The organism is Clostridium sp. C8-1-8, from assembly GCF_009928445.1.
Taxonomy (GTDB): Bacteria; Bacillota; Clostridia; order Clostridiales; family Clostridiaceae; genus Clostridium_AR.
Window position 1 is genome coordinate 225,150 of sequence record NZ_JAABNO010000006.1, and the last position, 26,696, is coordinate 251,845.

Genomic DNA, 26,696 nt, shown 5'->3' on the forward strand with positions numbered 1-26,696 from the left:
ATTTTATTTTTTCCAATTATAGAATAATTATAGTGGTTGTCCCTTATTTTTTTTTAACAGCCTCAAAGCATTGATGTATAAGGCTTTAGCCCACTTATTATAGGAGGATACTATATTTACCACAAAATTTTTGTATAGCCTATAGTCAAATATACAAAGATGTATTAACTTAATCATATAAAGCTTTATTTTCTCTTGATATGTTGAGAGCTAAAGAAATGTTAAAAAGTTTTTTGCTATTTTAGAACAAAAAAATACTACAAAAACAATAATAGTTTTTGTAGCATCTATCCCTTATATATACCTATAATTACTTTAGACCATCTTGATTTATTTTAAAACGCTTCCTCACTAAGACAATTATAATTGTACCAATCTTTTATCTTCTATTCTGAAGACTTTATTATTTAATGTAGAATTTATTATACTAGCATCATGAGTAATTATTATGCAAATTTTTTCTTCAAATACAGTTGAAATTATTGAATTTAAAAATTCTTTAGCAACAGAATCAATATTAGATGAAGCTTCATCAAATATTATTATATCTGGTTTTCTTAAGATCGCCCTAGCTATGGCAATCTTCTGTATTTGTCCTCCAGATAAATTTTTACCTCCATCTATTATTTTAAACGAATTTCTAAACTCAGATTCAAATAGATTATCTTTAAATATATCACATAAGCTATTCAAGTCACTATCAGATATGTTAGAGTCTCCTAATTTTATATTTTCTTCTATTGTCCCTGAAAATAAGAATATTTTTTGAGAGACTATTGATATTTTATTTCTTAACGACTTTTTATTCAAGGTCCTTAGTTCTTTGTCGTTTATAAAAATACTTCCAGCATATGAATCATAAAATCCCAAGATTAATTTTGCTAGAGTAGATTTTCCACTTCCATTCGGTCCGGTAATGACTATATTATCTCCACAATTTAATGTTAGATTTACATTATTAATAATACTGTCAGTAAAATTATATTTAAACGATAAATCTACTAGTCTTATAGAATTAATTTCTTCTACACTAGAGTTAGAAATACTTTTTTCACAATCAATATTTAAAATACTATTTACTCTCTCTAATGCAACAATTCCGGGCTGTATTGTTATACTGAAAACTGATAATTGCTGTATTGGAGCATATATTAACATTGAATATTTTGTTAGTGATACAAAAGAGCCTATTGATAAAGAACCGTTGATGATATAGATAGCAACGAGAATTGTCAAAACAGTAGATGCCAAATTTAGTACTAAGATAATCCCTTCACTACCTAATGAAGAAAGTTTGCTTCTAACAAATAATTTCTTAGCAGTTGCACTAATCAAGTCAGATATTGATTGCGAATTTTTTTCTTCTGCATTAGTTTGCTTTATATCGAATATACCTTGAAAACTTTCTTGTAGCTGTCCATTAGTCTTAGCCTGCATTTCCATTATTTCAAGTGAGTGATTACTTATAGCACTCATTGAATATCTTGATATAAGGTAGAAAGGGATCCCAAATGCTAATGTAGCAAGTAATAAAGGAACACTCTTATTTATCAATACAATTATTGCTCCAATGGTTGTGAGTGTACTTGTAATGAAATTAAATATCACTGATGAAAATATTATTGATATAGAATCAATTTCATCCAGTCGGGAAATAAGATATCCGGTCTGATTTTCATCAAAAAATGTTATTGGTAAACTGAGTACATGTTGGCAAACATCTTTCTTTAAACTAGCTATAAAATTAATTGATATTTTATTGTAGAGTATGTTACTAAAATAGCTTATTATTGAATTTAAAATATACAATGCTAATATTATAGAACCTAATATAACAACATTCTTTTTATTAGATGCTATTACCCCATTATCTAGTATGTGTTGAAATAATTTTGGCATAGCTAAATTAATTAAAGAAGTCATAACTGTAAAAGTAAGAATTATAAAAAACAACAATTTAAACTTTATTATATATGGCCTTATAAATTTAAATGTAAATATGATTTTCTTCATATTTTAACTCCTTTATGTTGGTAGGCATTCACAAAGCGCTTTACCATATAAATCTCCAGTAAGTTCTTCTTCTATAGCTCTACAATCAACACATGAATATCTAAATTTACAATTGCTACAGTTGCTAATTTTATCTAAGGTAAACTTCCAAAACTTATCTAGCCCCTCATTTGATTCAAAGCTATTTAAAAGATTACATGTAGTTAAATCTACAATTTTATGCTTTTTCATGCTAGGGCAAGGTAATACCTTTTTGTCACTAGATATTGCTACCATTCCTCCCAAGCATAAATTATATTCTTTAGTATGATAAAAATCCAATAATGCTCTTGTATCTATTCTACTATCAATTATATATTGAGATTCATGAGAATCATTAATAATAACACTAATTGAAACCGAACTAAACTTTTCATCAATTAGCATCTTACAAATTTCATTAATTCTATTTTCATAATCTCTAGATATAAGTATGTTGGCAAAAATATTAACTTTACTCTCTACAAAAAAATCTATAACAGTACTTAATTGAGATAACTTATCATTAATCCCCATTTCAAAGTCTTTATCGAAGTGGAATACTATTACTGGATTAACCTTATATTCTATAAGAAATTTTGATATATCCAAATTAATCAGTGCACCGTTGGTCTTTAGTATAATTCTGGTTTTATCTGCTACATTAGCACGTGTATATTCTAATAACTCCTGCAATTGTGACCATAAAACTAACGGATCTCCTCCATGAAAAATAATTATATTAAAATTTAATGGAGAAATTGTATCTATAATGCTCTTATAAAACCCCATATCCATTGTATCGGATACTTTACTTGGCAAAGAACATGTTTCGCAAGACTTGTACACTGATTTATTACAAAGACCACAATTTACAGTGCACTTACAAGGTAATTCTATAAAGCAAGTATTTAAAATATTAGTATGTTCAACTTGAAGTTTCTTTATTTTTCCTACTCTGTAAGGCTCGATATAAAATTTAGTATCAGTATATTCACCTAACCCTTTACATTGAAGCTTATCGATTAATTCATTTACTACATCTACTCCATATATTCCTGTGATATCCTTTAAACTTTCCCCCTTATAAAACATTTTTATTATCTTACTATTAAGCATATCAAAAGAATATATCTTTTGGTTATTTAAATCATAAATGAGTATACCATTGTCACCTTCTACATACTGACAATATTCATTCAAATGAAAAAATGATTTCATTCTCAGCACCCCCTTAAATTCTTGCTAACGCTTAATATGTCATCAAATGTAATGTCATCTTCCATTAGATCCCAAGCCTTCGAAAAACGATCTACATAAAATTGTATTACTGAGTCACATAATTCATCATCCTTACAAACTTCTCCATTATTATCTATAACATGTGAATAACATATGTCGCACAATCTTTGTATAGGACATGATGAACATCTATGAATCATAGCTTTATTATACTTAACTAAAAATTCACTTATTTTATCATAATCGAGCCATGAATTTACATCTCCTATTGGAGTGGCTTCGCTCACTCTTTCACAAAAATGAAGCTTTCCTTGGGAGTTAACAGCAACTTTCGTACCTGGAACACATGCACCTGTGTATGGCAAAAACTTCACCTTTGACTCCTTCAAGCTTAAATTAAGCGGCCTATTAAGAACAGTAAAGTATTCTAACCCAAATATTACTTTTAAAAGTTGGTCTGGCTTACCTAACTTTAACTGCTGAATGTATTTCTCTCTTAATAACTCCATATCTTCTTGTTGTTTTCTCCTCAGTTCTTTAGGATATCTATCATACCAATCTGTAAATAGTGCTGATACTGGAGTAATCTTCGCAACTAGAGGTAAATTATCCATATTTTTTGTAATGAAGTCATTTAATTTTATTAAATCAGTTCCCCAATCAAATGTTATAAGTAGTGAGCAGTATTTTTTATAATAATCTGGATATAGTTCTTTTATCCTATTAATCTTTTTAGAAACTATATCATAAGTTCCAGTTCCATCTTTAAACACTCTAAGCCTATTATGTTCTTCTCTGTCCCCATTTAAGCTTACTGATAAAGAAAACTTATTATCAGCTAAAAATGCTATCTTATCATCATCTAGAAGTATAGCGTTAGTTGTCATATTGTAGTGGATGTCATTAGGGTATATTTCTTTACAAAATTGAACTACCTGCCTTATTAATTTATAATTTAATAAGGGCTCTCCACCATAAAACCCAATTGCAGGAACTAAAAATGGGTTTCTATTTTTAACACTTTTGAATCCCTCAAGATACTTTACCACAGCTTCTTTAGCAATTGAAAAATCCATACAGTTATTGCCATGAACTCTAGAATTGGTATAATTTCCTGAGTATACACAGTACTTACAACGAATATTACAGTCTTCAGTAATCATAAGTGTAAGCTGTTGAAATCCATTTACAGTCAAGTACTTTTCTATATCTTTAGGGTTAACAATATCATTAAAATCCTCTATTTGTTCACCAAAAATAACACCTGACCCCTTTTCCCCATTAACAACTTTCCCAGTTATATCATCATAATAATAATTATTTCCTTTTATTGTATTGAAGTAAAATCCTCGTTTCATTTCTAATCTCCCTTTATAAAATAATTGCTAAAGAGTTATTTCTATAAAAAAGGTATCACCAAAGTGATACCTTTTTCTTAATTAAAATTAGTTATTTTTTATATTTGCATAATACATTGAGCCAGTAACAATAGCTAGTGCTGCTGGGCCAGTTTCAGCTCCTGCTGCACAAGCAATATAACATGGTGCTGAGCAAACAGCCATGCACCCCCAAGTATTTCCATTTGTACCTGCCTTAATTTCTTTCATTGTAATACCTCCCATCATTTTAATAGAGTATTTAACGAATTCGTCTTCCTTATATTACCATATATAGGAAATTAGTTACAATTACATTCCAAGCTTGTTATTTAAAGTATAATACCTTCAACTTAAATAAGCTCGCAAATGCTACATAATCCTATCAATATCCCTGTTATATGAAACTTGCATATACATATTGTGAGTTGTATACTAATAGTAGTAATATTACACTAATGTAAATTGGAGGAAATATGAAAAATACAAAAATATTTAATTTAGCATTGCTCCTATTAGGCGCATTCTTTTTAATTTTAGGTACTACTCTTTATGGAAACTTAAAGACAATATCTTTTCTACTTTCATCATTATTTCTTATAATCTGGGGTTATAGAGTAATAATTGTGCCACGAAAATAAACATGATGCTTTTTAAGCATGTTAAATTACTACCGATTGTATAAAAATTAGTTGTTAATATAAATTTTTTATTGTTGTTAATATATCTACATAGAATTTCTTAGTTTACCATCACCAAAAATCTTTTAATTTATTAAAAAAGTCACTGAATCAAACTTTCTTCAGTGACTTTTTTGCTCATATTCCTTTTATTCTATCTAGTGAGTAAACAATAATAAGTTAAATCTTATAAAACTCTTCAAAGGATTTTATGCAATAATAATGATCCTTTACCCCACCTAACTCTCTTACAGAGTGCATGGAAAGTATTGGTGTTCCCATATCAACTGATCTTATATGCAGATGAGTTGATGATATTGGTCCAATTGTTGAGCCTCCTCTTGAATCTGACCTATTTACAAACTTCTGAACAGGCACTCCGGCCTTCTTACATATTTCCTCATAAACAGCTGATGAATTCGAATCAGAAGTATAGCTTTGAGATGCAGCTATCTTTATAACTGGTCCTCCGTTTACAACTGGCTTAAGTACTGGATCATGTTTTTCTCCATAGTTTGGATGAACTGCATGAGCTAAATCTGCAGATATCAAGAATGACTTTGCAAGTGCTCTAAAGTAATACTCCCTATCTCCACCTAATGATAAAACTATTCTTTCTAATATATGTGCTAAAAGCTCAGAATCAGCTCCTTGCTTAGTTGAGCTGCCAACTTCCTCGTTATCAAAGCAAGCCATCACATTTGTAGCCATAACTGCTTCTGTTCCTATAAGCGCCTTTATCCCTGCATGGACCATGGCTAAATCATCTAGTCTTGATGAAGATATAAACTCTTCATTCAAACCCATTATGCAGCCCTTTTCAAATTCATATAAGAACAAATCAAAGTCTAATATGTTCTCACTCTCAACCTTTAACTCTTCTGCTATTAGATTGATTAAATATTTACCTTTTTCAAGCTTATCATTAACCATTGAAAGCAGTGGCAATGTATCCTTTTGTCTATTTAGCTTAACTCCATCATTTACGTCCCTATTCATATGAATAGCTAAGTTAGGTATAATAAGGATTGGTCTATTTATATTTAAAAGCCTAGTTTCAGGGAACAATGGATTATTTGTTCTTATAGTTACTCTACCAGCTATTGAAAGTGGTCTATCAAACCAAGTATTTAGTATTGGCCCACCATATACTTCTGTATTAAGCTTTACGTAATTATCCTCCGCTTCTATTTCTGGGTTAGGCTTAACTCTAAAGGTAGGCGAGTCAGTATGAGCCCCTATTATCTTAAAGCCACTTTCTGCAATCTTTCCATTTCCAACCTTGAATGCTATAAGTGCAGAATCATTTTTAGTAACAAAATATTTCCCTTGTTTTTTTAGCCCCCATCTATCTTCTTCCTTAAGCTCCTGGAAACCTTCATTAATCAATATTTCTTTTACCTTATATACAGCATGAAAGGCAGTTGGACTTTCATATATAAAATCTATAAGTTCTTGTGCTATTTGCTTTTCCATAATTTCACCTCTCCGTTTTATAGTATCTTAGTTTATTATATTTAATATTTTCTACATTATCAAATTATTCAATAAAAAAAGCTCACCGAAGAGAGCATATCAACTTTCTTCCGCGAGCTTTTCTTGCACATCTGCCTTTTCTGAACGTATATGAAGGAATTCTGGAAGGCGTTATAATTTTACTTTTACTATTTCTCCCAATTGCTATCCTACAGCCTTCATTCAGTAGGTTTAGCTATCAAAAAGTTTTATACTTTTCTATTTTATACAATGATTGCAGATACATATATAATTTTTTATACTTAAAATCCTAAACTTTTATATACTCTACTTTAACATACCCCTGCTTAGTCCCAGTACTAGTTGAGAATTCAATTTGATACCAGCCATTTGATTGGGACTTTACACTAACAGTAGCATTATTTAATAAATATCCAACCACTAAGGAACTAGTAGAAGCACTCTGTCTTACATTAAGATTAGTAGATACATTTATAACTCTACCTATCTTATAAGTCTGAGCAGTAGTATTAGAAGAAAGATTTACTGTAGGTGTAGTAGTAACTTGTGTACTTGTTATTTGTATGTACTTGCTAGAAACATATCCTTCTTTACCACTAGCAGCAATCTTGTACCAATCACCTTGCTGTCCTTTTATATCAACCTCTGTATCATTTCGAAGGTAAGCCACTGCAGCATAGTTAGTACCTGCCCCTGTTCTCATAGTAAGAGATGTAGATATATTTATAACCTTACCTTTTTTTACAGTTACTTGAGTACTACTATTATTACTGGAACTTGTTCCATTTTGATTTGCTGGAGCAGTTGTACTTGAAGTGGCTGAGGTATTAGTAATAGGTGTCGTTTGATTGTTTTCTATAGTAATATATTGCTTGCTTACAAACCCAGTTTTATTGCTATCGAAAGTTACATTATAAAAACCATTCTGCTCATAATTTACTTTCACTATTGTATTATTTTTCAAATAAGCTATTATAGTAGCTGTCGAAGCAGCAGCATTCCTAACATTTAAGCTTGTAGATATATTAGTTACTCTACCGTTTTTAGTAGTAGTTTGTTGACTTCCAGTAGGTGTTTGTCCACTCGTTGAGCTTCCAGTTGACCCATTATTAGATGACTGGTTGCTTGAAGAGTTATTTGAAGAAGTCAGCGATCCTTGTGTTATCACAACATAGTTCTTGCTTACATATCCATACTGTTTCTGTCCATCTCTAACAAAATCAATCTTATACCAACCATTGTCTTCTGAATATATATTGACAACTTGTCCTTTAGCAACGCTTCCTATAACATTTGAATTACCACTAGCCTTCTCTCTTATGTTTAGTGAAGAAGATATATTGGTCAGAGTTCCTTTTGCCTTAGCTTGAGCATCTGTGGAACTTGAATTTCCTTGGTTTTGTCCTGAAATTAACTGCTTAAAATATGTCCATAATTCTGGTCTGTCTTTAATCATCATCTTAGGGCATATCTTACCTGAAACATCGTAATGCCTTACCACATTTTCTGCAGGAATATTATATTTCTGCATTAAGTATTTTGTAAGCGCAATTCCATTTTCCAAGGTTTTATCAAAATTGTTATCTACATTTACGCATAATTCAATAGCTATAGTATTAGAATTATTTATTATAGGATTATATCTATCTCCACAGTGCCAGCCTCTCCAATTGTCTTCAAGCACTTGGATTATATTACCTTGATCCACTGTATAATGAGCTGAGGCTTCTGCGTCTGGATGGTTTGCAAAATAATTTCTGTTTGCCATTGCGTTAGCACCAAACTGTCTGTTGTCTGTATCATGTATTACTATGTACTTTGGCGATATTGCTATACCTACAGAATAGTTTATATTTATTAATTGCTTATTAATTTTTATCCCATTTAAAACTGGAGTATCAGTAGTCTTTTGACTTTCTTGTTGTGAGTTCGTATTTTGAGTACTATTACTTTGTTCTGCTGCTGATGCTTGTACAGCTTTTTCCGTCAATACCATAGAAGTTATTGTTGATGATACTATAAGCGCCGTTAAAAACTTTTTCTTCATATGCTTACTCCTCAAATTCACTTATTATATTGATGTACATTTTATATTGGAACTTATATTTTTCATATGCTAAATATACGATTATTATAACATCTTATAACAAATTCTGCTTAATTATACCTAATTATTTATCGTTATTTTTCCATTAAACATTATATAATCATAACAATTATTTACTTAAGTTTGTACTTATAGTAAACCTTTATGAAATCTTAATTAATAAGTTGCTTTTTTAGCATTTATTTCTTGAAAAAAAACTATAAACCACATAGAATTGATATAGCAAAGAATAATTTAGTAATTAAAATTATTCATGGAATATGTTTATTAAAACTTTTAATAATAAATATATGTATCATATTATTACATAAGCTACAACAATGAATTATTTATATGGTTATATTTGAATGGAGGCCGACCTATGATCACTAACTACCTAATAAAAAGTGTTGCAAAAGACAGTACTAATTATAAAGATGAGCGAATAAGGACTAAATTAGGTTATGCTGCCGGTATAGTAGGCATTGTAGTCAATTTTATTCTTTTTACTATAAAACTCACAGTTGGGATATTAACAGGTAGTATTTCTATAATGGCTGATGCCTTTAACAACCTTTCAGATGCTGCCTCTTCTATAGTAACTATAGTTGGAATCAAGCTTTCCAATATGCCTCCAGATAAGGAGCACCCTTTTGGACACGGGAGACTTGAGTATATATCTGCTCTAATAGTGGCATTTATGGTGATGTTAGTAGGCTTTCAGTTTGTAAAATCTTCTTTTGAAAGAATTCTCCATCCTGAGCCAGTGGTATTTGAATGGATACCTTTCATATTACTATTAGTGTCGATTTTGTTTAAGATATGGTTAAGTAGGTTTAACAAATCCATAGGAGATAAAATTAATTCTTCTGCTTTAAAAGCTTCTGCTTTAGACGCTTTAGGTGATGTATTTACAACTAGCGTAGTAGTTATATCTTTCTTTATCGCTAGATTTACAGTGTTTCCTTTAGATGGATATATAGGTATAGTGGTTGCTTTAGTAATACTTTACTCTGGTTTTTCTCTTGTAAAAGAAACTATGAATCCACTTATTGGCTCAGCACCCGATGACGAGCTGGTAGACTCTATAACTGAAGGAGTTCTTTCTTATGAATATGTTACAGGAGTACATGATTTAATAATACACAATTATGGACCTGGAAGATGTATGGCATCTATTCATGCCGAAATCCCTTCAGATATAAATATAATGAAGATTCACGATATAATAGACACTGCTGAAAGAGAACTATCAGAAAAGCTTAGAATTTATCTGGTTATACATATGGATCCAATTTGTATGGAAAATGAAGAAATCAGATCAGCAAAAAAAGAATTAGATAAAGTAATATCATATAACCCACTAATAAAATCAATGCATGATTTTAGAATTGTTGGAGAGGGAGAAAAGAAGAATCTTATTTTTGATATAGTTGTTCACTCTGCTAAGCTTAATAAGATAATGAGCGAAGAACAACTAAAAGCAGAGATTACAAATGCTATAAAGCAAACACATCCTCAATATAACTGCGTTATAACCGTAGATAAAGATTTTAGGTAAAATAATTGTACTGTTGAAGTGCTGTGTTGAATGTATAATCACTTAATTTCAGCAATATTACTAAAACATGTTACAGAACTTTTAGGAAAAAAAGCTTCAGGAAAAATATTTCCTGAAGCTTTTTTACTGCTATGTTATTTATTATTAAGGTATTTACCTCTAATAAATAGATCTCCGATCTTTAAGGCATCCTCTAGATGTTTTTTCTCTTTATCATCTTTAGGGGTTCCTACAATCTGTCCGTAATTCAATATAGTAGCATCTCTATTGGTATTTACAAGGACTCTTCCCATGGTACTACTATCAAATTTATTTCTGTCTATGCCTATAAGATATGATACTGTTGGTAAGAAATCTATCTGACCTCCGGCCTTTGAGATAGTCTCTCCTTTTGAATCTTTACTATATATTATGAAAGGTATTCCCTTATCGTCTTTTTGCCACCAATCTCCTTCAAACTTAACTTGCTTAAGTTGAGCAGGATAGAACTTATGCACTCCTGTATGGTCTCCATATATAACAACTATAGAATCTTTTAATATACCTTCTTGATCTAGCTTATTTATAAATTTTCCTATTTGTTCATCAGTATATCTAACACTTTGGAAATACGCACCTAATATTGATTTATCAAAATCTTGAGGCAGATTCAAAAGCTTATACTGATCTGGTATATCGAATGGACCATGACTTGTAAGAGTAACCATAAAAGAATAAAATGGCTTAGGCTCATTCTTTAACTTATCTGCAATTTGATTTAAATATGATCCGTCAGATATTCCAAGCCCTATTACTTCATTTACATTAAATCTACTTATATCCCAAATGTCATTGAAGCCTAATGATCCTCTATGTACCTCACTCCAATTCCAATTTCCTGCGACCTCTGGATGAGTAGAAACAGTGTTATAACCTTTAGCCTTAACTAGATCTGGTAATGTAGTATAAGGAGTATATGGATTATTAAAGAAGGTTGCTCCTTGTCTTATTGGTAGTATTGAAGTGTTTACCATAAGATCACAATCAGAGCTTGTACCATTATTATTTTGTTCGTGTATATTATTAAAATATAAACTGTTTCCTATAAACTTATTTAGGTTTGGAGTTATCTCTTGACCATATGCTTTTTGTCCAATAACAAAGTTTTCTAAGGACTCAACTTGAACAAAAATCAGATTTTTTCCATTAAACTTACCTTTATATTCATTGTCAGGTAGGTTCTCTTTGTTATCATTAAACCACTGAGTTATTTCTTGTTTATCGTCATCTGAAAGCTTAACTGCATTCTTTTCATGTAGGGTCTTATAAATATCATAGCCATGATATCCAAGTGGGCTCATATTTGACATGGTCTGAAAAGGTGCCCAAGCTATTCTAAATAACATCTTTTCTCCTTTTGTACCATCAATAACATCTATATAATAATAAGATGAAATTAAAGTTACAACTGATACTACAAAGGTAAATGCGAAAGCAAATATATTTCTTTCACGAGTTTTTATCTTGCTCTTAAGCTTAATAACCATTGCCGCTATGGCTATAAAATCAATAAAGTACAATATATCTGTAAATGCTGGTCTAAATAAACTCTTATTCAAAGGGTTGAATAATTTAGGATATATTATATGTCTTATTGATAAAAAGGTTCCATTAACTCTATAATACCAAATATCTGCTAGTAGAAGTATACTAATAAGTACATCTAATATTATTAAATATCTAATTCTTCCCTTGTGTTTAAATAAGAAGCTTATACTAAGTAATAATACTATACAAGCAATGTGTGCCCATATTGGAGGAGGTGTAAAATACATCCTCTTAAAATCTAAAGAAGAAGAACCAGGCGTTCTCAACATAGCTAAAAAAATCATAGATTTTAGCATATATATAACACCAAAAATTAATGGAACTAAAATTACATTTACTATACTTTTAATCTTTTCTGAAAAAATCTTATTATTCATCACATCACCTCGTTTGTTTATATTTATTCATACTAAATTGATTGCTAATTATTAGTCTTTTGCTTATCAACACCTTAGAATGTGAGTTTTACAAATACCTACAACCTTAAAACCATATATTTTCACATCAATTAATAATTTATACTTATTCAAAGGTATATTTGTTACAGGTTTATTACAACTTCGGACAAGTGTAAATTAAATTAATATGAAAATCACTTTTCTACCGCACTTACTTATTATACCACTTAAGATTAACATTTGAAAAATTCCTTAATTATTCAATTAGTGTTATTTTATAATTTCTCTTTAATGATAGACTAATAACTCCTCTTATGGCCATCAATTATTATATATTATAATAATGCTATATACTATATAAATGTATAATTGTTTCAACTTATTTAATATTTATTTAATCTTTATTTAATCTTAGCCTCTTATATACGTTTTTTTATAGCATTTTAATAAAGTCAAACTATCCATATAACAACTATTATTTTTTTTATCACATTTACACAAAGAACGCTGTTCATTACACATGAACAGCGTTCCTGGGGTTTATATTAAAAACAGTACAGAATTCAAACTAAAATATAACTTATTTTAATCCTATATTTATTGATCAGATATATATAGAGCTATTACAAGTAATACTCAATTTGAAATCTGTTATTGGGTTGGCAATTGATTATTTCTAACTGATCTGCCTTTTGCTCCTCAAGTTATATTAACTCGAAGTACAGGCTTTAAATTATCCAATTTTAGACTTCTATAAAAATAAAAATTTATAGAAATCTAAAATTGAATATTTAAATAAAAAAATTACTTTTACCCAATATAATAACTAAAAACATATTATAATCTTCAAATTCTCTCATAAAATTCAAGAGAGAATTTGAAATATATATGCACAACTCCTTACTAAAACAAATCTCAGATCAGAGTTGCACATCTTTAGATGTATCACCTACTAAAGAACTTTTGATAAGAAGTCTTGAGTTCTTGAGTTTTGAGGATTGTCAAATATTTCTTCTGGCTTTCCTTGCTCTACTACAACGCCACCATCCATGAATATTATCCTATCTCCAACTTCTCTTGCAAATCCCATTTCATGAGTTACTACTATCATAGTCATGCCTTCAGCAGCAAGTCCTTTCATAACATTAAGAACTTCACCTACCATCTCTGGATCAAGAGCCGAAGTAGGCTCATCAAAAAGCATCACGTCCGGTTCCATTGCTAAGGCTCTAGCTATTGCAATTCTCTGCTTTTGTCCCCCTGACAAAGATGCAGGATAAGCAGTTGCTTTATCTCTAAGACCAACCTTGTCTAATAACTTAAAAGCTACTTCTTCTGCTTGAGCTTTACTTAGTCCCTTAACCTTAATAGGCGCAAGGGTTATGTTATCTAAAACTGTTTTATGTGGGAACAAGTTAAATTGCTGGAATACCATCCCCATCTTTTCTCTTATCTTATTTATATCTACATTCTTTCCTGTTATATTGTTGCCTTCAAATATTATCTCTCCATCTGTAGGCTCCTCAAGCAGATTTAAGCATCTTAAGAAAGTACTTTTACCAGAACCACTTGGTCCTATTACAACGACCACTTCACCTTTTTCTATATGGTCAGTGATTCCTTTCAAAACTTCATTTTTACCAAAATATTTGTGAAGATTATTAACGTATATCACTTACTCTCAGTCTCCTTTCGAATGCACCAACTAACTTAGATAGTGTAAATGTCATAACAAAGTAAATTATAGCTGCAAATATTAATGGTGTAAAAGGTTCAAAAGTATTACCTCTTACAGTATCAGCTTCATACATTAATTCTGCTATTCCTATAACAGATACTATTGACGATTCCTTTATTATTGTTATAAATTCATTACCTAAAGCTGGCAATATATTCTTTAAAGCCTGAGGAATTATTATATGTCTCATTGTAGCAGCATGGCTAAGTCCAAGACTTCTAGAAGCCTCTGTCTGCCCCTTATCTACTGCATTTATTCCCGCTCTTATTATTTCTGCTACATATGCACCACTATTAATTGAAAGAGTTATTACACCCGAGACTATACCTGAAAAATGTATTCCTACATAATCCAGCCCATAGAATATAAGATACAACTGAACTAATACAGGAGTTCCTCTTATAAACTCAATATATATAGATGCTATAAATCTCAATATTTTGTTCTTAGAAAGTTTCATTAAGCTTAAGCAAAGTCCTATTAATGTACCTATTATTACAGTAAAAAATGCTATTATTATTGTATATTTTGCTCCTGTTATAAAGAAGTTATGGTACTTACTCCAAATTTCTATAAAACCCAACCCGATTACCTCCAATAATCTAAGATATAGCAGGCACCCCTACCTACTATATCTTAATCAAATTATTAATATATCCCCAAATTGATTACAGCCCCATTTTATGCTTATTGCATTTAGTGTTTTCTTAAACAAATCCTACTAATCTGTTAATACCTACTTGTTGTAAATTTATTGTTCTACTCCATTAGCAGCATCTACTACTAATTGATCGATTTTATTATCTTTCTTTAATTCATCTATAGTATCATTTATGATCTTAAGCAAATCGTCTGAACCCTTTGCAACAGCTATTGCTGATCCTTGTTCATCTGCTTTTAGATTGAACTTTGCATCGCTTATTGCTAAATCACTGTTCTTTTGAACATAAAGCTTTGCAACTGGTCCTTCTACCACTGCTGCTTCAACCTTTTTATTCTTCAAGTTAAGTATTACATCAGGGATTCTACCTACAGAATTAGGTTTCGAATCCTTTATTTGATCCTTTGCAAGTCCTTCTTGTACTGAAGACTTCTGAACTCCTATAGGTTGACCTTGTAATGCATCTAATGAATTGTACTTGTCTTTATCCTCAGCTCTAACTACTACATATTGAGTTGCAGTGTAGTATATATTAGAGAAATCTACACTCTGTTTTCTTTCTGCTGTTGGATTCATACCTGCTATTACTAAATCAGCTTTATTAGTCTTTAGAGCAGCTACTAAACCATCAAACTTCATATCACTTATTTCTACCTTTACGCCAAGCTTCTTAGCTATAGCATTAGCTATTTCAATATCAAAACCTACTATTTTATCCTCACCATTTATTGATTTGTGATATTCATATGGTGGGTAGTCAGCACTAGTAGCTAATACTAATTTACCTGCTTTTTTAATTTTAGCCACCGCACTAGTAGTATCATCTTTTTTAGAACATCCAACCACGCTAAATGCCATTATCCCAACCAAGGCAGTAGCTAACACTGTTTTTAATATACCTTTTTTCATTTTAAAACCCCTTCCTATAATTACAACATTTATTGTTTCCTAAATTAGAATATGTATTATTCCTTCAACTGAGTATAATTATACATTTAAAGTTTATTTTTATGCAAGTATTTTTTAATAATTCTTAAACATTTATAAATGTATATTTATTAAATCGTTTAGATATGTTATAAATGCAATCTTTTATAATATTTTTTCTTAATTCAATAAAATATTATACTTATAGAACCTTTTTTCCCTAACTAATTTTATTTGAACGTGGTCAAGCATATACATGATACAAACGTATGTAATTTTTTATTGTTTGTCCATAAAACTTACGATGAATACTTGAAATTACTATATTTAACTCTAATAAAAGCTTATAATTTTTTATATAATAAAAAATGCATAAAATGTACATCTTATACACTTTATGCATTAAAAAACTTTCTATTTTTTCTATAATAATTGTATATTTATAGATTCTTATGTGCATTGTCAACTAAATAGCATTAAAGCATCGGATGACTGACCAATTAATTGCACATTGTACTTTCAAAAATCCTATTAGAATTATAATGTAGCCTTTATATCCTTAAGAATATGCAACGCTCTAGTACACATAACATACTTTATTAAATCTTCGTCTTTATCTACATTACTTCCTAAATCAACAATTATTACCCCATCAAACTCTAATCCTTTTGCAAAGTATGAAGGTATAACTACGGTTCCACCGTTATATATTACATCTTCACTATTAAACTTAATTGCTGGAACAAACTCTCTAATCTTAGGGTATATTGTGTTCATATCATCAGCATTTCTTGTTATAATAGCAATACTCTCGAGTCCTTCATCCTTAAAATCTTCTATAGCCAATAGTATTTCATCTACTAAATCTTCTTCTGAGCTTATATCTAATGATTTAACTTCTTTTCCTTGTCTTACCAAAGGTATTACCTTCTCTTCTTTTAAGAACTTATTAGCATAGTTCATTATTTCCATTGTTGATCTATAACTAATATTTAAAGAGTAATTCTCCACTTCATCCTCTGGATAAATTTCTTCGATACTCAACATAGCTGGTTCTTGCTCTGTATTTACAAGTCTTTGATTAGTATCACCAACTATAGTCATACTCTTACAACCAGTTAATTCTTTTATTGCTCTAAACTGTAGCTCGCTGTAATCTTGAGCTTCATCTATAACGATATGCCTAATATCACTTTTTGACTTCTTTCCATCAAGCTTTATCATTAGATAAAGTATAGGAGCTAAATCATCTGAAGTAAGCTGCTTATAGCTATTAAATCTATTGTATATATTAAATATAGACTCATTATCTATCCATTCTTCTAGCTCAGCTCTAGAGTTCATTAATTCCCTTACTATCTCTCTTATCTTTATTTTTCTATTAAACTCTATATTATTTTCTTCTATTAGACGATCATCTGGTTTTAGGCTCTTTTTATATTCTTCAGTTTCTTTATTAAGTTTCCAAATTCTTTCATCTCTTTTTTCTTTTATCTTAGATATTAAAACTCTTTTAATTTTTTGACTTCTTCTAAAAATAGGCATATACAAAAAATCTTTTTCGAACATATTTTTAATATACTCTTCACTTACAATCTCTTCTCCAAAATACATTACAGGTTTTATCTTAAAATATTCTTCTTCTATAGACTTTACCAGACCATCTAGCTTATCAATAAATTCTCTAGATTTCTTAAGCTTTATATCTTCTATAAATTCCTTATCTCCAGAAAGTACTTTTTCCATATACTTTGAGAATTCCATTATCTCTTCATTAAGCTTAATTTGCTTTATAATAAAATTACTTATAGTATCTTGCTTTACACCAACTTCTCCGAGACTTGGAAGTACTGTTGATATATATTCCATAAATATCGCATTAGGTCCTAGTATTAAAACTTTATCTCCAAGTTGTTTTCTATTATTATATAATAGATATGCTACTCTATGAAGTGCTATGGTTGTTTTTCCACTACCTGCAACTCCATTTACTACTACGGTCTTCTCTCTAGGTCTTCTTATTATTGTATCCTGCTCTTCTTGTATTGTCATGATTACATCTTTAAGCTTATCACTGGAATTAGAACTTAATACCATCTGTAGTATATCGTCCTTAACATCTACTGCAGAATCAAACATGCCTTGAAGCTTTCCTTTTTTTACAATAAACTGTCTTCTTTCCTTGATTTCAGTCTCTATATCTCCGGCAGGTGAATTGTATGAAGCTTTGCCTAAACTTCCATGATAAAATAGAGAAGCAACAGGAGCTCTCCAATCTACTACTATTGGATCATAGCTTCCTTCAGGAGTAACCCCAAATCTTCCTATATAAAGTGTTTCTAAAAAGTCTTCCTCTTCAGCAAATGATACCTTTCCAAAGTAAGGAGTTTCTTTAAGTATTGTTAGTTCTTTAAGCTTTCTATCTATTGTCTTAAAAGCTTCTTCCTTAACATATCTTTCATGGTCAAAATACTCCATTACCTTGTCTTCATCATCTCTATATTCTTCAATATGATTTTTTCTGTAATCTAATATATATTCTGTTATGTATTTACGCTTCTCTAGGTAATTTAAAATCTCTTGGTTTATTATCCTTAAGGTTTCGTCTAACTTTTCCTCCTCGAATAATAACTGTAATTCCTTTTCTCTGCTTGAAGTAATATCTTCCATTCAAATCACCTTCCCTAAATTAATGCAGAAAAAGTTTCCTTTTGGAAACTTTCTCTTTGTTTTAAACTTAAAGTCTAATTGTTCAATTAATAGTTAGTTCTAAAGCTTAGTTGCATTATCTATAACACTATCATTTGCTAACTCTGGGATATTATCCTTAGAACTTGATTCTAATACCAAATCCTGAATAACTTCTCCATTCTTTTTTCTATCTCTCTTCTCTTTTTCAAGCTTTTCAAGTTCTTTTTTCTCTGCTTCCTTCTTTTCTCTTTCAACTTTTAACTCTGGATACTTATTATATACTATTGTCATAAATTCTTCACCAGATAAAGTTTCCTTTTCAAGAAGTTCGTTTGATATATCATTTAACAAATCTCTATTATTTCTTAATATCTCTCTTGCATTCTCGTGAGTAGTCTTAATTATTTGTAAAGTTTCATCATCTATTTGAGCTGCAGTATCTGCTGAACAGTTTTGTACTGGTCTTCCATCAAGATACCTATTGCTAACTGACTCTAGGGCCATCATATCAAACTTTTCTGTCATACCGTATATAGTAACCATACTTCTAGCTGATTGAGTAGCTCTTTCGATATCGTTAGAGGCTCCTGTAGATATTATGTTAAATTCGATTTCTTCAGCAGCTCTTCCTCCAAGCATTACTGTAATTTCATCTAACATCTCATCTTTAGATACTAAATACTTTTCTTCATCAGGAAGCTGCATAGTATATCCTAGTGCCCCCATAGTTCTTGGTACTATTGTTATCTTATGTACCGGATCAGTATTCTTTAATAAAGCTGCAACAAGTGCATGCCCAACTTCGTGGAATGCAACTATTCTCTTTTCCTTAGGTGAAAGTATTCTATCCTTCTTTTCTTTACCTGCTATTATAACTTCTACCGCCTCTTCAAGGTCTTGTTGAAGTACAAATTTCCTATTATTTTTAACTGCATTAAGAGCGGCTTCATTGACTATGTTTGCCAAATCTGCTCCCACAGCTCCTGGAGTACTCTTAGCTATTGCTTCTAAGTCTACATTATCACTTATTTTTACGTCTTTTGCATGAACCTTTAATATAGATATTCTACCTATTAAATCAGGTCTATCAACTATAACTCTTCTATCAAATCTTCCTGGTCTTAATAAAGCTTTATCAAGTATTTCAGGTCTATTTGTTGCACCTAATATTACTACACCTTTAGAGGAATCAAAGCCATCCATCTCAGCAAGCAATTGATTTAAAGTTTGCTCTCTTTCATCATTACCTTGTATAGCACCATCTCTACTTTTACCTATAGCATCAATTTCATCTATAAAAATGATACATGGTGCTTTTTCCTCAGCCTGTCTAAATAAATCTCTTACTCTTGAGGCACCCATACCTACAAAAAGCTCAACAAAATCTGAACCAGACATAGAGAAGAAAGGAACCTTTGCCTCACCTGCAACAGCCTTTGCTAGTAAAGTCTTACCTGTACCTGGAGGTCCAACTAGAAGTGCACCCTTAGGTAACTTAGCCCCTATTTCCTGATACTTTTTAGGGTCATGTAAGAAATCAACTATTTCTTTAAGTGATTCTTTAGCTTCTTCCTGCCCTGCTACATCTGCGAAGGTTTTTCCTGTTTCATCTTCAGCATATAGCTTAGCAGTGTTCTTGCCAAAAGACATCACTCCTCCACCCATCTTTTTGTCCATCTTACCAACCATTAATCTTCCTATTACAAAGATCAATACTAAAGGTCCTATCCAATATAATATTAGATCTGCAACTGGAAATCTATCTGGTAATTTTCCTTCGTATTTTACTCCAGCATCTTGTAATTGCTTAACAAGATCTTTATCATTTAAATTCACTGTATACAATATCTTTCCATAATCGCTACTTGCCTTATTAGGTATTATTGTCAACTTTTGACTAGTTATTGTTACTGTATCAACTTTTTTATCCTTTAACATACCTTGAAACTGATCATATGTTATATCTTCTGTCATCATTTCAGCCTTAGTATAGTTGAAAGCAAATAGCAATCCTAAAGCTATTATTCCATATATAATAGCATATTGCCATTTTTTATTATTTTTAAACATATCTGCACCTCTTTTCATTTGTCTTATAAATTAATAATATTCTACTAAGTTATTCTAAATTACATATGCTATTTTAAGAAGCCTATCCTGTCAAATGGATATACTCTAACTCTTGCTTTTCCCTGTATATCCTTTGCATCAATATATGGATTATTCCAATAACGTGCATCTTCAGAATTTGCTCTGTTATCACCTAACATAAGATACTTTCCTTCCGGAATTTTGAAACTTGCTGACTTATTCTCTGGATTCTTTACATAATCCTCTGCCAGATAAGTACCGTTTATATATACATCACCATTATCTTTAATTTCTACGCTTTCTCCTGGAAGTCCAACTAACCTTTTTATTAATAAATCATTAAGCTCATGTGAATAAAATACTAAGATATCTCCTCTTTTTATGTTTTTATAATTATATATCTTAGTGACAAACATCTGATCTCCCTTTTTTATAGTTGGATACATGGATTCAGTAGGTACTGAAACCTTATACAAGACAAACTTATTGATAAGAGCTGCTAAAATTATAGCTGCACCTATTGGCACTACCCAATCTAAAAAAAACTTGATCACTGGACTTTTAGCATTACTATTCTCCATTATTCCCACATACCTTTCATTAAATCATCTACAACTGCCTTCCTATTATTCGTTAGCTCTTCGTCTATATAATAAAAGGAATCTTTTTTAATCAAAACATCACCATCTTTAGGTATCTTATTGATACATTTTATATTTATCTTTATCACTTTATCCTGTTGTTCACAAATGGCAAAATTTGATTCTATTCTATCTACAATTATATTATCCTTAGATAGCTTCATAATGTCTCCCTTAATTAAAAATATACCTTATATAAGTATATCATAATATAAACTTTTTTGTATTATAGATACATAATTTAAATGTTTATTTTTATTGGATTTCCTCTCAAAGATATATAAGATTATATATCTTTATTAACCTTTCCTTAACATCAAAATTAATGTATGGTAATAAAAATCAACTAAAGTAATTATCAATGGAAATAATACATAATTCTTTATAAATTATAAACATATAATTATAAAAAGTTACAATGCTATACAAAAAATATTCCCACTTGATTGCAATTGTATAAAATTTAATTGTGTGAATTATATAATATACCTATTTATTATTTATGTAAATATGTAATTGATAGAAATATTCAATAAAAACTTTAAGATTTTCTTAACATTAAAAAAGCAGAGTATCATATACATCGATGCTCTGCTTTAAATTAATATTTAACTGCTATATTATTTCATTACTTATTACATCTTCATAAGTCTCTCTCTTACATACTAGCCTATCTTTACCATCTCTTATCATTACAACAGCCGCTTTAGGTATTTTGTTGTAGTTGTTTGCCATAGAGTATCCATAAGCTCCAGTAGACATTATTGCTAATAAATCTCCACTATGAAGCTTTGGCAGTGTTATATCATTTATTAGTATATCTCCAGATTCACAGCACTTACCAGCTATGGTTATAGCTTCTTCTTCATTAGAATTTACCCTATTAGCTACTATAGATTCATATTGAGCTTGATACAAAGCTGGTCTAATATTGTCAGTCATTCCACCATCTACAGAAACATATTTTCTTATAGAAGGTACCTCTTTTATTGATCCAACAGTATATAGTGTTATACCTGAATTTCCTACTATTGATCTACCTGGTTCTATGGTAAGTATAGGTACTTCTATTCCTAATTCACTAGAGACTGAACGAGCCTTATTTAATATTGCATTGCAGTATACAGATGCAGTTTTTGGCGAATCGCCATTATTGTAATATACTCCAAAACCTCCACCAAGATCAAGTTCTTTAATGGCATATCCTGTATTATCATAAATTTCTTTGATTATTCTTAGCATTACTTCTGTTGCATCTTCATAAGGATCAATGTCAAAAATCTGGGACCCTATGTGACAATGTAATCCGACTAACTCTATATTTTCAAAGCTTAATGCTTTCTTTACAGTTTCTAATACATTATCTCCTATATACGCAAATCCAAACTTAGAGTCCAACTGTCCTGTTCTTATATATTCATGGGTATGAGCTTCTATACCAGGTGTAATTCTTAGGTATATGCGCTGCTTTTTGTCAAACTTCTTAGCGATTCTATCTATAAACTCAATTTCCATAACATTATCTGCTACAAAAGTTCCAACTCCGAGTTCAATACCTAGTTCAATTTCGTCAATTGTCTTGTTATTTCCATGGAAATATACCTTTTCCAACGGAAATCCTGATTTATATGCAGTAAAAAGCTCTCCCCCAGAAACAACATCTAAATATAAATTTTCTTCTTCGATAAGTCTACACATAGCAAGAGTTAAGAAAGCTTTACCAGCATATGCAACTCTATTATTTTCACTTTCACAATTAAAACTATTGTAATATTCCCTACAATTTTGTCTTATAAGGTTCTCATCAAAAACATACAATGGAGTAGAGTATTTTTCTGCTAAGTCAGTAGCTCTAATCCCATCTATCTCTAATATATTTCCCTCAACACTCATAGTTCCAAACAATTTCATCTATATTTCCTCCCCAAATTTATATATGTCTATTACTGCAGATATGATACTTACTTATTCTTTCACTTGAATTCATATTTAAGCCTATTGGTATGCTTATGCACACAAGCATATCTAAAAAATAAATCCATAAAGAACAAAAAGTTCATTGAAGCGACCCTTTTCAGTGATTTCTACCTATCTTCCTTTCCCAATGTAATAAAAAAATCTGGCAGTCCAATAAGTTTTCTTTTTTACTGTATATTTCGAAAAGATATTCTAAGCCCTTGAATTTAGAATATCTAGCCAATAAAAAATTTATAACTTCTTATACAGTAAAAAACGTCACAGAAATATCTGTGACGGGTAGAATTTGCTTTAAGGTGAAATTGCAGAAACGAATTCCTATTATAAAAATATTCTTAAAATATAACAATATTTTATTGCAATTCATTAATCCTTGTAGCTCTCCACTTTATTATATCATGCCTGAATGACATGATAATTTAAAGTGACAGTTATATACATATTATGCATACAACCAGAAGAAAACTCTGCCAAGCATTCTTCTTCGGCTGTTTTTCCTTTTTCTATTCTTCATCGCTCGCCAGCTATAAATAAATACTTTTAAAAACAGCACCTCTACCCTAGGTCTTATAATATATTTAATTTTCAGTAATTTAACTATTATAATATCACATTATAATAAATATACAATATAAAAATAAAAATATTTTATACTATATATCTTATTTAAGTATATTTATTTTTTTATTAAGAATACTTTGCACTTCTTATTCTTTATCATTTCTATACTTCACCATAAGTTCACTAAATATCTCTCCAGAACTTGGCGGTGTATAAGTTATTGCATTAGCTCCAGCCAGTATAGTTTCTTTTATACTTTCATTTGTAGGACCTCCAGTGGCTATTATAGGAAATTCCGGAAATTTCTTTCTAACATTTCTTACAATAGCTGCAGTATTCTTCCCACCTGAAACGTTTAAAATATTGGCCCCGGCCTCTATCCTACCTTCAAAGTCATCATTTTCAGAGACAACTGTAACTATTATAGGTATATCAACTGTATTTCTTAACTTATTTACTATCTCATTTGATGTTGGTGCATTAACAACAACACCCATTGCGCCTTTAAATTCTGCATCCAAAGCCAGATTAATAACTCGCATTCCTTGAGTTATCCCCCCTCCTACACCGCAAAATACAGGAACATCTGCTGCAAGCATCAATGCCTGTGTAATTATAGGTTGAGGAGTAAAAGGGTATACTGCAATTATTGCATCAGCATTTGTATTCTTTATTATTGCTACATCTGTAGTAAATACTAAAGATTTTATCCTCTTACCGAATATTTTTATTCCGCTAGCATCTCTTATAACTGCTGGCATTTCTATCAGGTGATTCCTAAGTGAACCTTTTATTTCAGGTACATATTTGAGTTCTTTATTGTTACTTACTGTCATTTAATTTCCCCCTTTCCCTTTCATTAAATCTAAAAATCAACTATATTAAAATTAACTATATTTTAATACAACCGTGTTCACTTGTCATTTTTTTTAGATTAATTTTCATTTAATTTATATGACAATATTATGCAAAATATTACATAGGTAATACTTTTTACATTAGTCTATCTCTTCTAATACTTTTCTTACAACAGCCTTACCTATTTCATCTTCACACATTTCATTTAATGCATCTCCGATATTACTCCAATCAAGCCACTCTACCTCAGAAGACTTCACTATTTCTCCAGATTTGTAGTAAGCTATATATGTAAGCATGAGCAAATCCTTACCTTTAACATAATCGCTTCCTAAATATTTTATATTATCTACTATTAAGCCGGTTTCTTCTTTTACTTCTCTAAAAACTGCATCCTCAGCCTTCTCATCTGGGCTAACATAACCTGATACAAGAACCTTTGAATTCTTATATATATAGCTTTGCTTAAGTAATAATATCTTATTCTCCTTGATTATAGCAACAACCACACAGGGTTTAGGAACATCAAAAAATAACATATCATCCTTTGGACAATACGGCACTCCCCCTTCATCCCAACTATACTTTTCTTCAAGTTTTTTTCCGCATAATGGACAATATATGAATTTCAATATTACTCCCCCTAAAACTCACTTACAATATATGTTTTATAATATCACTTGAACTTCTTTTTTTAAAGTAATGCTGTCCTTGGTCACCTCAGAGCAATATGCAAAAATATCAACTCCATTATTGGATGCATATCTTAAAGCCGCTCCAAATTCAGGATCTGTTTCATCATGAGGTGTAAAAGCCTTTATATCATCGATTTGTATAAGAAAAATAACTCCCGCACCTTTTCCTTGATTTTTTGCTTCTACAAGCTCCAACAGATGTTTTCGACCTCTTTCTGTAGGCGCATCCGGAAAGCTAGCAATTCCGTTACTCTCTAGCGTTACCCCCTTGACTTCAAGGTAGTACTCATTTTCCTGTTCATCACTTAACTTAAAATCAAATCGACTGTTTCCGAAAGTTTTTTCTCTCATTATTTTATTATATCTCACTAGTGAAGGTATCTTTTTATTGATTAAAGCTTCTTCAACCACTTTATTAGGTATATGTGAATCTATACTTATAAGCTTATCTCCTTTGTATGCCGAAATCAAATCATACTTGGTTTTTCTTTCTGGTGCATCTTCCTGCCTAAGTATAACCGTAGTTCCTGGTATCAAAATTTCTTTGCACCTTCCTGTATTAGGGACATGAACCATCATTTCCTCGTTGTCTAATAATATATATCCTTGGAATCTATTTGGTCTCCTAATAAAAGTTGCTTCTAAAACAGGTTTAATTATCTTCATATGAACTCCTTTCAAATTTATTAGAAGTTATCCACATTATCAACACACATTGTCCACAGGGTTTGTTTGTAAGTCTAATAACATAACATCAAAAAAGTATTTTTTGATGTTTTTATTTGTTTTATGTAGTTTTCTGTAGATAAATATAATATTTTGTTATACATTAATTATTAATATTGAGTATACTAAATACTAATTTACAATGCAAATCATCTCTCTCTCTAATAATTTATAGAAAAACTAATTAATTCTTCGATAGTTATGCACATTTGTCCACACTTATTCACAGTATTGTGCATAAAACTGTGGACAACTATGAATTATTCCGAATATTTTGTGCATAAGTTATTCTATCTACACAATAAATTTCTAAAAAGACAAGCGTTCTAATTATAGTTTGTGGCTCCTTTTTCTTTTATAGCTATTCATAAAGCATAACAAAAATAAGGAATTACTCTAGTGAGTAACTCCTTATATATTAGTTTACGAGAATAAATTCTCCGTTACGTTCTACACATATATAAACTCGATTTACTCCGGAAGTAGATCGAGTTATATAAGTTATGGTGACTCCTAGGGGAATCGAACCCCTGTTACCACCGTGAAAGGGTGGTGTCTTGACCGCTTGACCAAGGAGCCGTATGAACCTAGCGACCACTTACTCTCCCACACAGTCGCCCATGCAGTACCATCAGCCGTCTAAGTCTTAACCTTCGTGTTCGGTATGGGTAC

19 protein-coding genes, 1 tRNA gene, 1 rRNA gene and 1 riboswitch are annotated in these 26,696 nt (G+C 30.5%); of the genes, 1 reads left to right on the top strand and 20 read right to left on the bottom strand.

Features of this window, described 5'->3' with window-relative positions; genetic code table 11:
- Nucleotides 1–360: 360 nt before the first annotated feature.
- From GXK57_RS08965 to GXK57_RS08990, 6 genes are all read right to left on the bottom strand, one after another.
- On the bottom strand, nt 361–2,013 hold the full coding sequence (locus GXK57_RS08965) for an ABC transporter ATP-binding protein (protein WP_160674600.1): 1,653 nt from the start codon (nt 2,011–2,013) through the stop codon (nt 361–363).
- 12 nt (nt 2,014–2,025) lie between these two features.
- Nucleotides 2,026–3,252, bottom strand: coding sequence for a 4Fe-4S cluster-binding domain-containing protein (locus tag GXK57_RS08970; protein WP_160674603.1), 1,227 nt, complete (start codon nt 3,250–3,252; stop codon nt 2,026–2,028).
- Between the two features lie 2 nt (nt 3,253–3,254).
- Nucleotides 3,255–4,631 carry a radical SAM protein gene (locus GXK57_RS08975; RefSeq protein WP_160674606.1) on the bottom strand — a complete coding sequence of 459 codons (1,377 nt, stop codon included), beginning with the start codon at nt 4,629–4,631 and terminating at the stop codon, nt 3,255–3,257.
- An 87-nt stretch (nt 4,632–4,718) separates the two neighbouring features.
- The gene (locus GXK57_RS08980; protein ID WP_160674608.1) at nt 4,719–4,880 is read right to left on the bottom strand and encodes a hypothetical protein; all 162 of its coding nucleotides are present in this window, start codon (nt 4,878–4,880) and stop codon (nt 4,719–4,721) included.
- Nucleotides 4,881–5,509: 629 nt separating this feature from the next.
- On the bottom strand, nt 5,510–6,805 hold the full coding sequence (locus GXK57_RS08985) for a M18 family aminopeptidase (protein WP_160674611.1): 1,296 nt from the start codon (nt 6,803–6,805) through the stop codon (nt 5,510–5,512).
- 310 nt (nt 6,806–7,115) lie between these two features.
- Nucleotides 7,116–8,873, bottom strand: coding sequence for an SH3 domain-containing protein (locus GXK57_RS08990; protein WP_160674614.1), 1,758 nt, complete (start codon nt 8,871–8,873; stop codon nt 7,116–7,118).
- A gap of 421 nt (nt 8,874–9,294) precedes the next feature.
- Here GXK57_RS08990 and GXK57_RS08995 point away from each other — a divergent pair, with 421 nt between their 5' ends.
- Nucleotides 9,295–10,473: a cation diffusion facilitator family transporter gene (locus GXK57_RS08995; RefSeq protein WP_160674617.1), complete on the top strand. Its 1,179-nt coding sequence runs from the start codon at nt 9,295–9,297 to the stop codon at nt 10,471–10,473.
- A 134-nt stretch (nt 10,474–10,607) separates the two neighbouring features.
- Here GXK57_RS08995 and GXK57_RS09000 read toward each other — a convergent pair whose 3' ends face one another.
- The 14 genes from GXK57_RS09000 to rrf form a co-directional block, all read right to left on the bottom strand.
- A complete protein-coding gene (locus tag GXK57_RS09000; protein ID WP_160674620.1) occupies nt 10,608–12,437 on the bottom strand; it encodes an LTA synthase family protein in 1,830 nt (609 codons plus the stop codon).
- Between the two features lie 973 nt (nt 12,438–13,410).
- Nucleotides 13,411–14,133 carry an amino acid ABC transporter ATP-binding protein gene (locus GXK57_RS09005; protein ID WP_160674623.1) on the bottom strand — a complete coding sequence of 241 codons (723 nt, stop codon included), beginning with the start codon at nt 14,131–14,133 and terminating at the stop codon, nt 13,411–13,413.
- On the bottom strand, nt 14,120–14,785 hold the full coding sequence (locus GXK57_RS09010; protein WP_202127700.1) for an amino acid ABC transporter permease: 666 nt from the start codon (nt 14,783–14,785) through the stop codon (nt 14,120–14,122). The genes GXK57_RS09005 and GXK57_RS09010 overlap by 14 nt, the downstream gene beginning before the upstream one ends.
- Before the next feature lie 162 nt (nt 14,786–14,947).
- Nucleotides 14,948–15,766, bottom strand: coding sequence for a transporter substrate-binding domain-containing protein (locus tag GXK57_RS09015; protein ID WP_160674626.1), 819 nt, complete (start codon nt 15,764–15,766; stop codon nt 14,948–14,950).
- A 555-nt stretch (nt 15,767–16,321) separates the two neighbouring features.
- Nucleotides 16,322–18,454, bottom strand: coding sequence for a UvrD-helicase domain-containing protein (locus GXK57_RS09020; protein ID WP_160674629.1), 2,133 nt, complete (start codon nt 18,452–18,454; stop codon nt 16,322–16,324).
- Between the two features lie 99 nt (nt 18,455–18,553).
- On the bottom strand, nt 18,554–20,545 hold the full coding sequence (gene ftsH / locus GXK57_RS09025; RefSeq protein ID WP_160674632.1) for an ATP-dependent zinc metalloprotease FtsH: 1,992 nt from the start codon (nt 20,543–20,545) through the stop codon (nt 18,554–18,556).
- Between the two features lie 68 nt (nt 20,546–20,613).
- Entirely contained in the window at nt 20,614–21,147 is a 534-nt protein-coding gene (gene lepB / locus GXK57_RS09030; protein ID WP_160674635.1) for a signal peptidase I, read from the bottom strand.
- Nucleotides 21,147–21,371, bottom strand: coding sequence for a DUF3006 domain-containing protein (locus tag GXK57_RS09035; RefSeq protein WP_160674638.1), 225 nt, complete (start codon nt 21,369–21,371; stop codon nt 21,147–21,149). Before GXK57_RS09035 ends, lepB begins: the two co-directional genes overlap by 1 nt.
- Nucleotides 21,372–21,822: 451 nt before the next feature.
- Entirely contained in the window at nt 21,823–23,118 is a 1,296-nt protein-coding gene (gene lysA / locus GXK57_RS09040; protein ID WP_160674641.1) for a diaminopimelate decarboxylase, read from the bottom strand.
- A gap of 434 nt (nt 23,119–23,552) precedes the next feature.
- Nucleotides 23,553–23,750, bottom strand: a riboswitch (Lysine riboswitch).
- Between the two features lie 141 nt (nt 23,751–23,891).
- Nucleotides 23,892–24,581 carry a hydrolase gene (locus GXK57_RS09045; protein ID WP_160674644.1) on the bottom strand — a complete coding sequence of 230 codons (690 nt, stop codon included), beginning with the start codon at nt 24,579–24,581 and terminating at the stop codon, nt 23,892–23,894.
- A gap of 162 nt (nt 24,582–24,743) precedes the next feature.
- Nucleotides 24,744–25,235, bottom strand: coding sequence for an NUDIX domain-containing protein (locus GXK57_RS09050; RefSeq protein ID WP_160674647.1), 492 nt, complete (start codon nt 25,233–25,235; stop codon nt 24,744–24,746).
- Nucleotides 25,236–25,271: 36 nt separating this feature from the next.
- A complete protein-coding gene (gene sfsA / locus GXK57_RS09055; protein WP_160674650.1) occupies nt 25,272–25,964 on the bottom strand; it encodes a DNA/RNA nuclease SfsA in 693 nt (230 codons plus the stop codon).
- A 564-nt stretch (nt 25,965–26,528) separates the two neighbouring features.
- Nucleotides 26,529–26,603: transfer RNA gene (locus GXK57_RS09060), tRNA-Glu, on the bottom strand.
- Nucleotides 26,604–26,609: 6 nt separating this feature from the next.
- Nucleotides 26,610–26,696 (bottom strand): 5S ribosomal RNA (gene rrf / locus GXK57_RS09065); the annotation flags it as partial.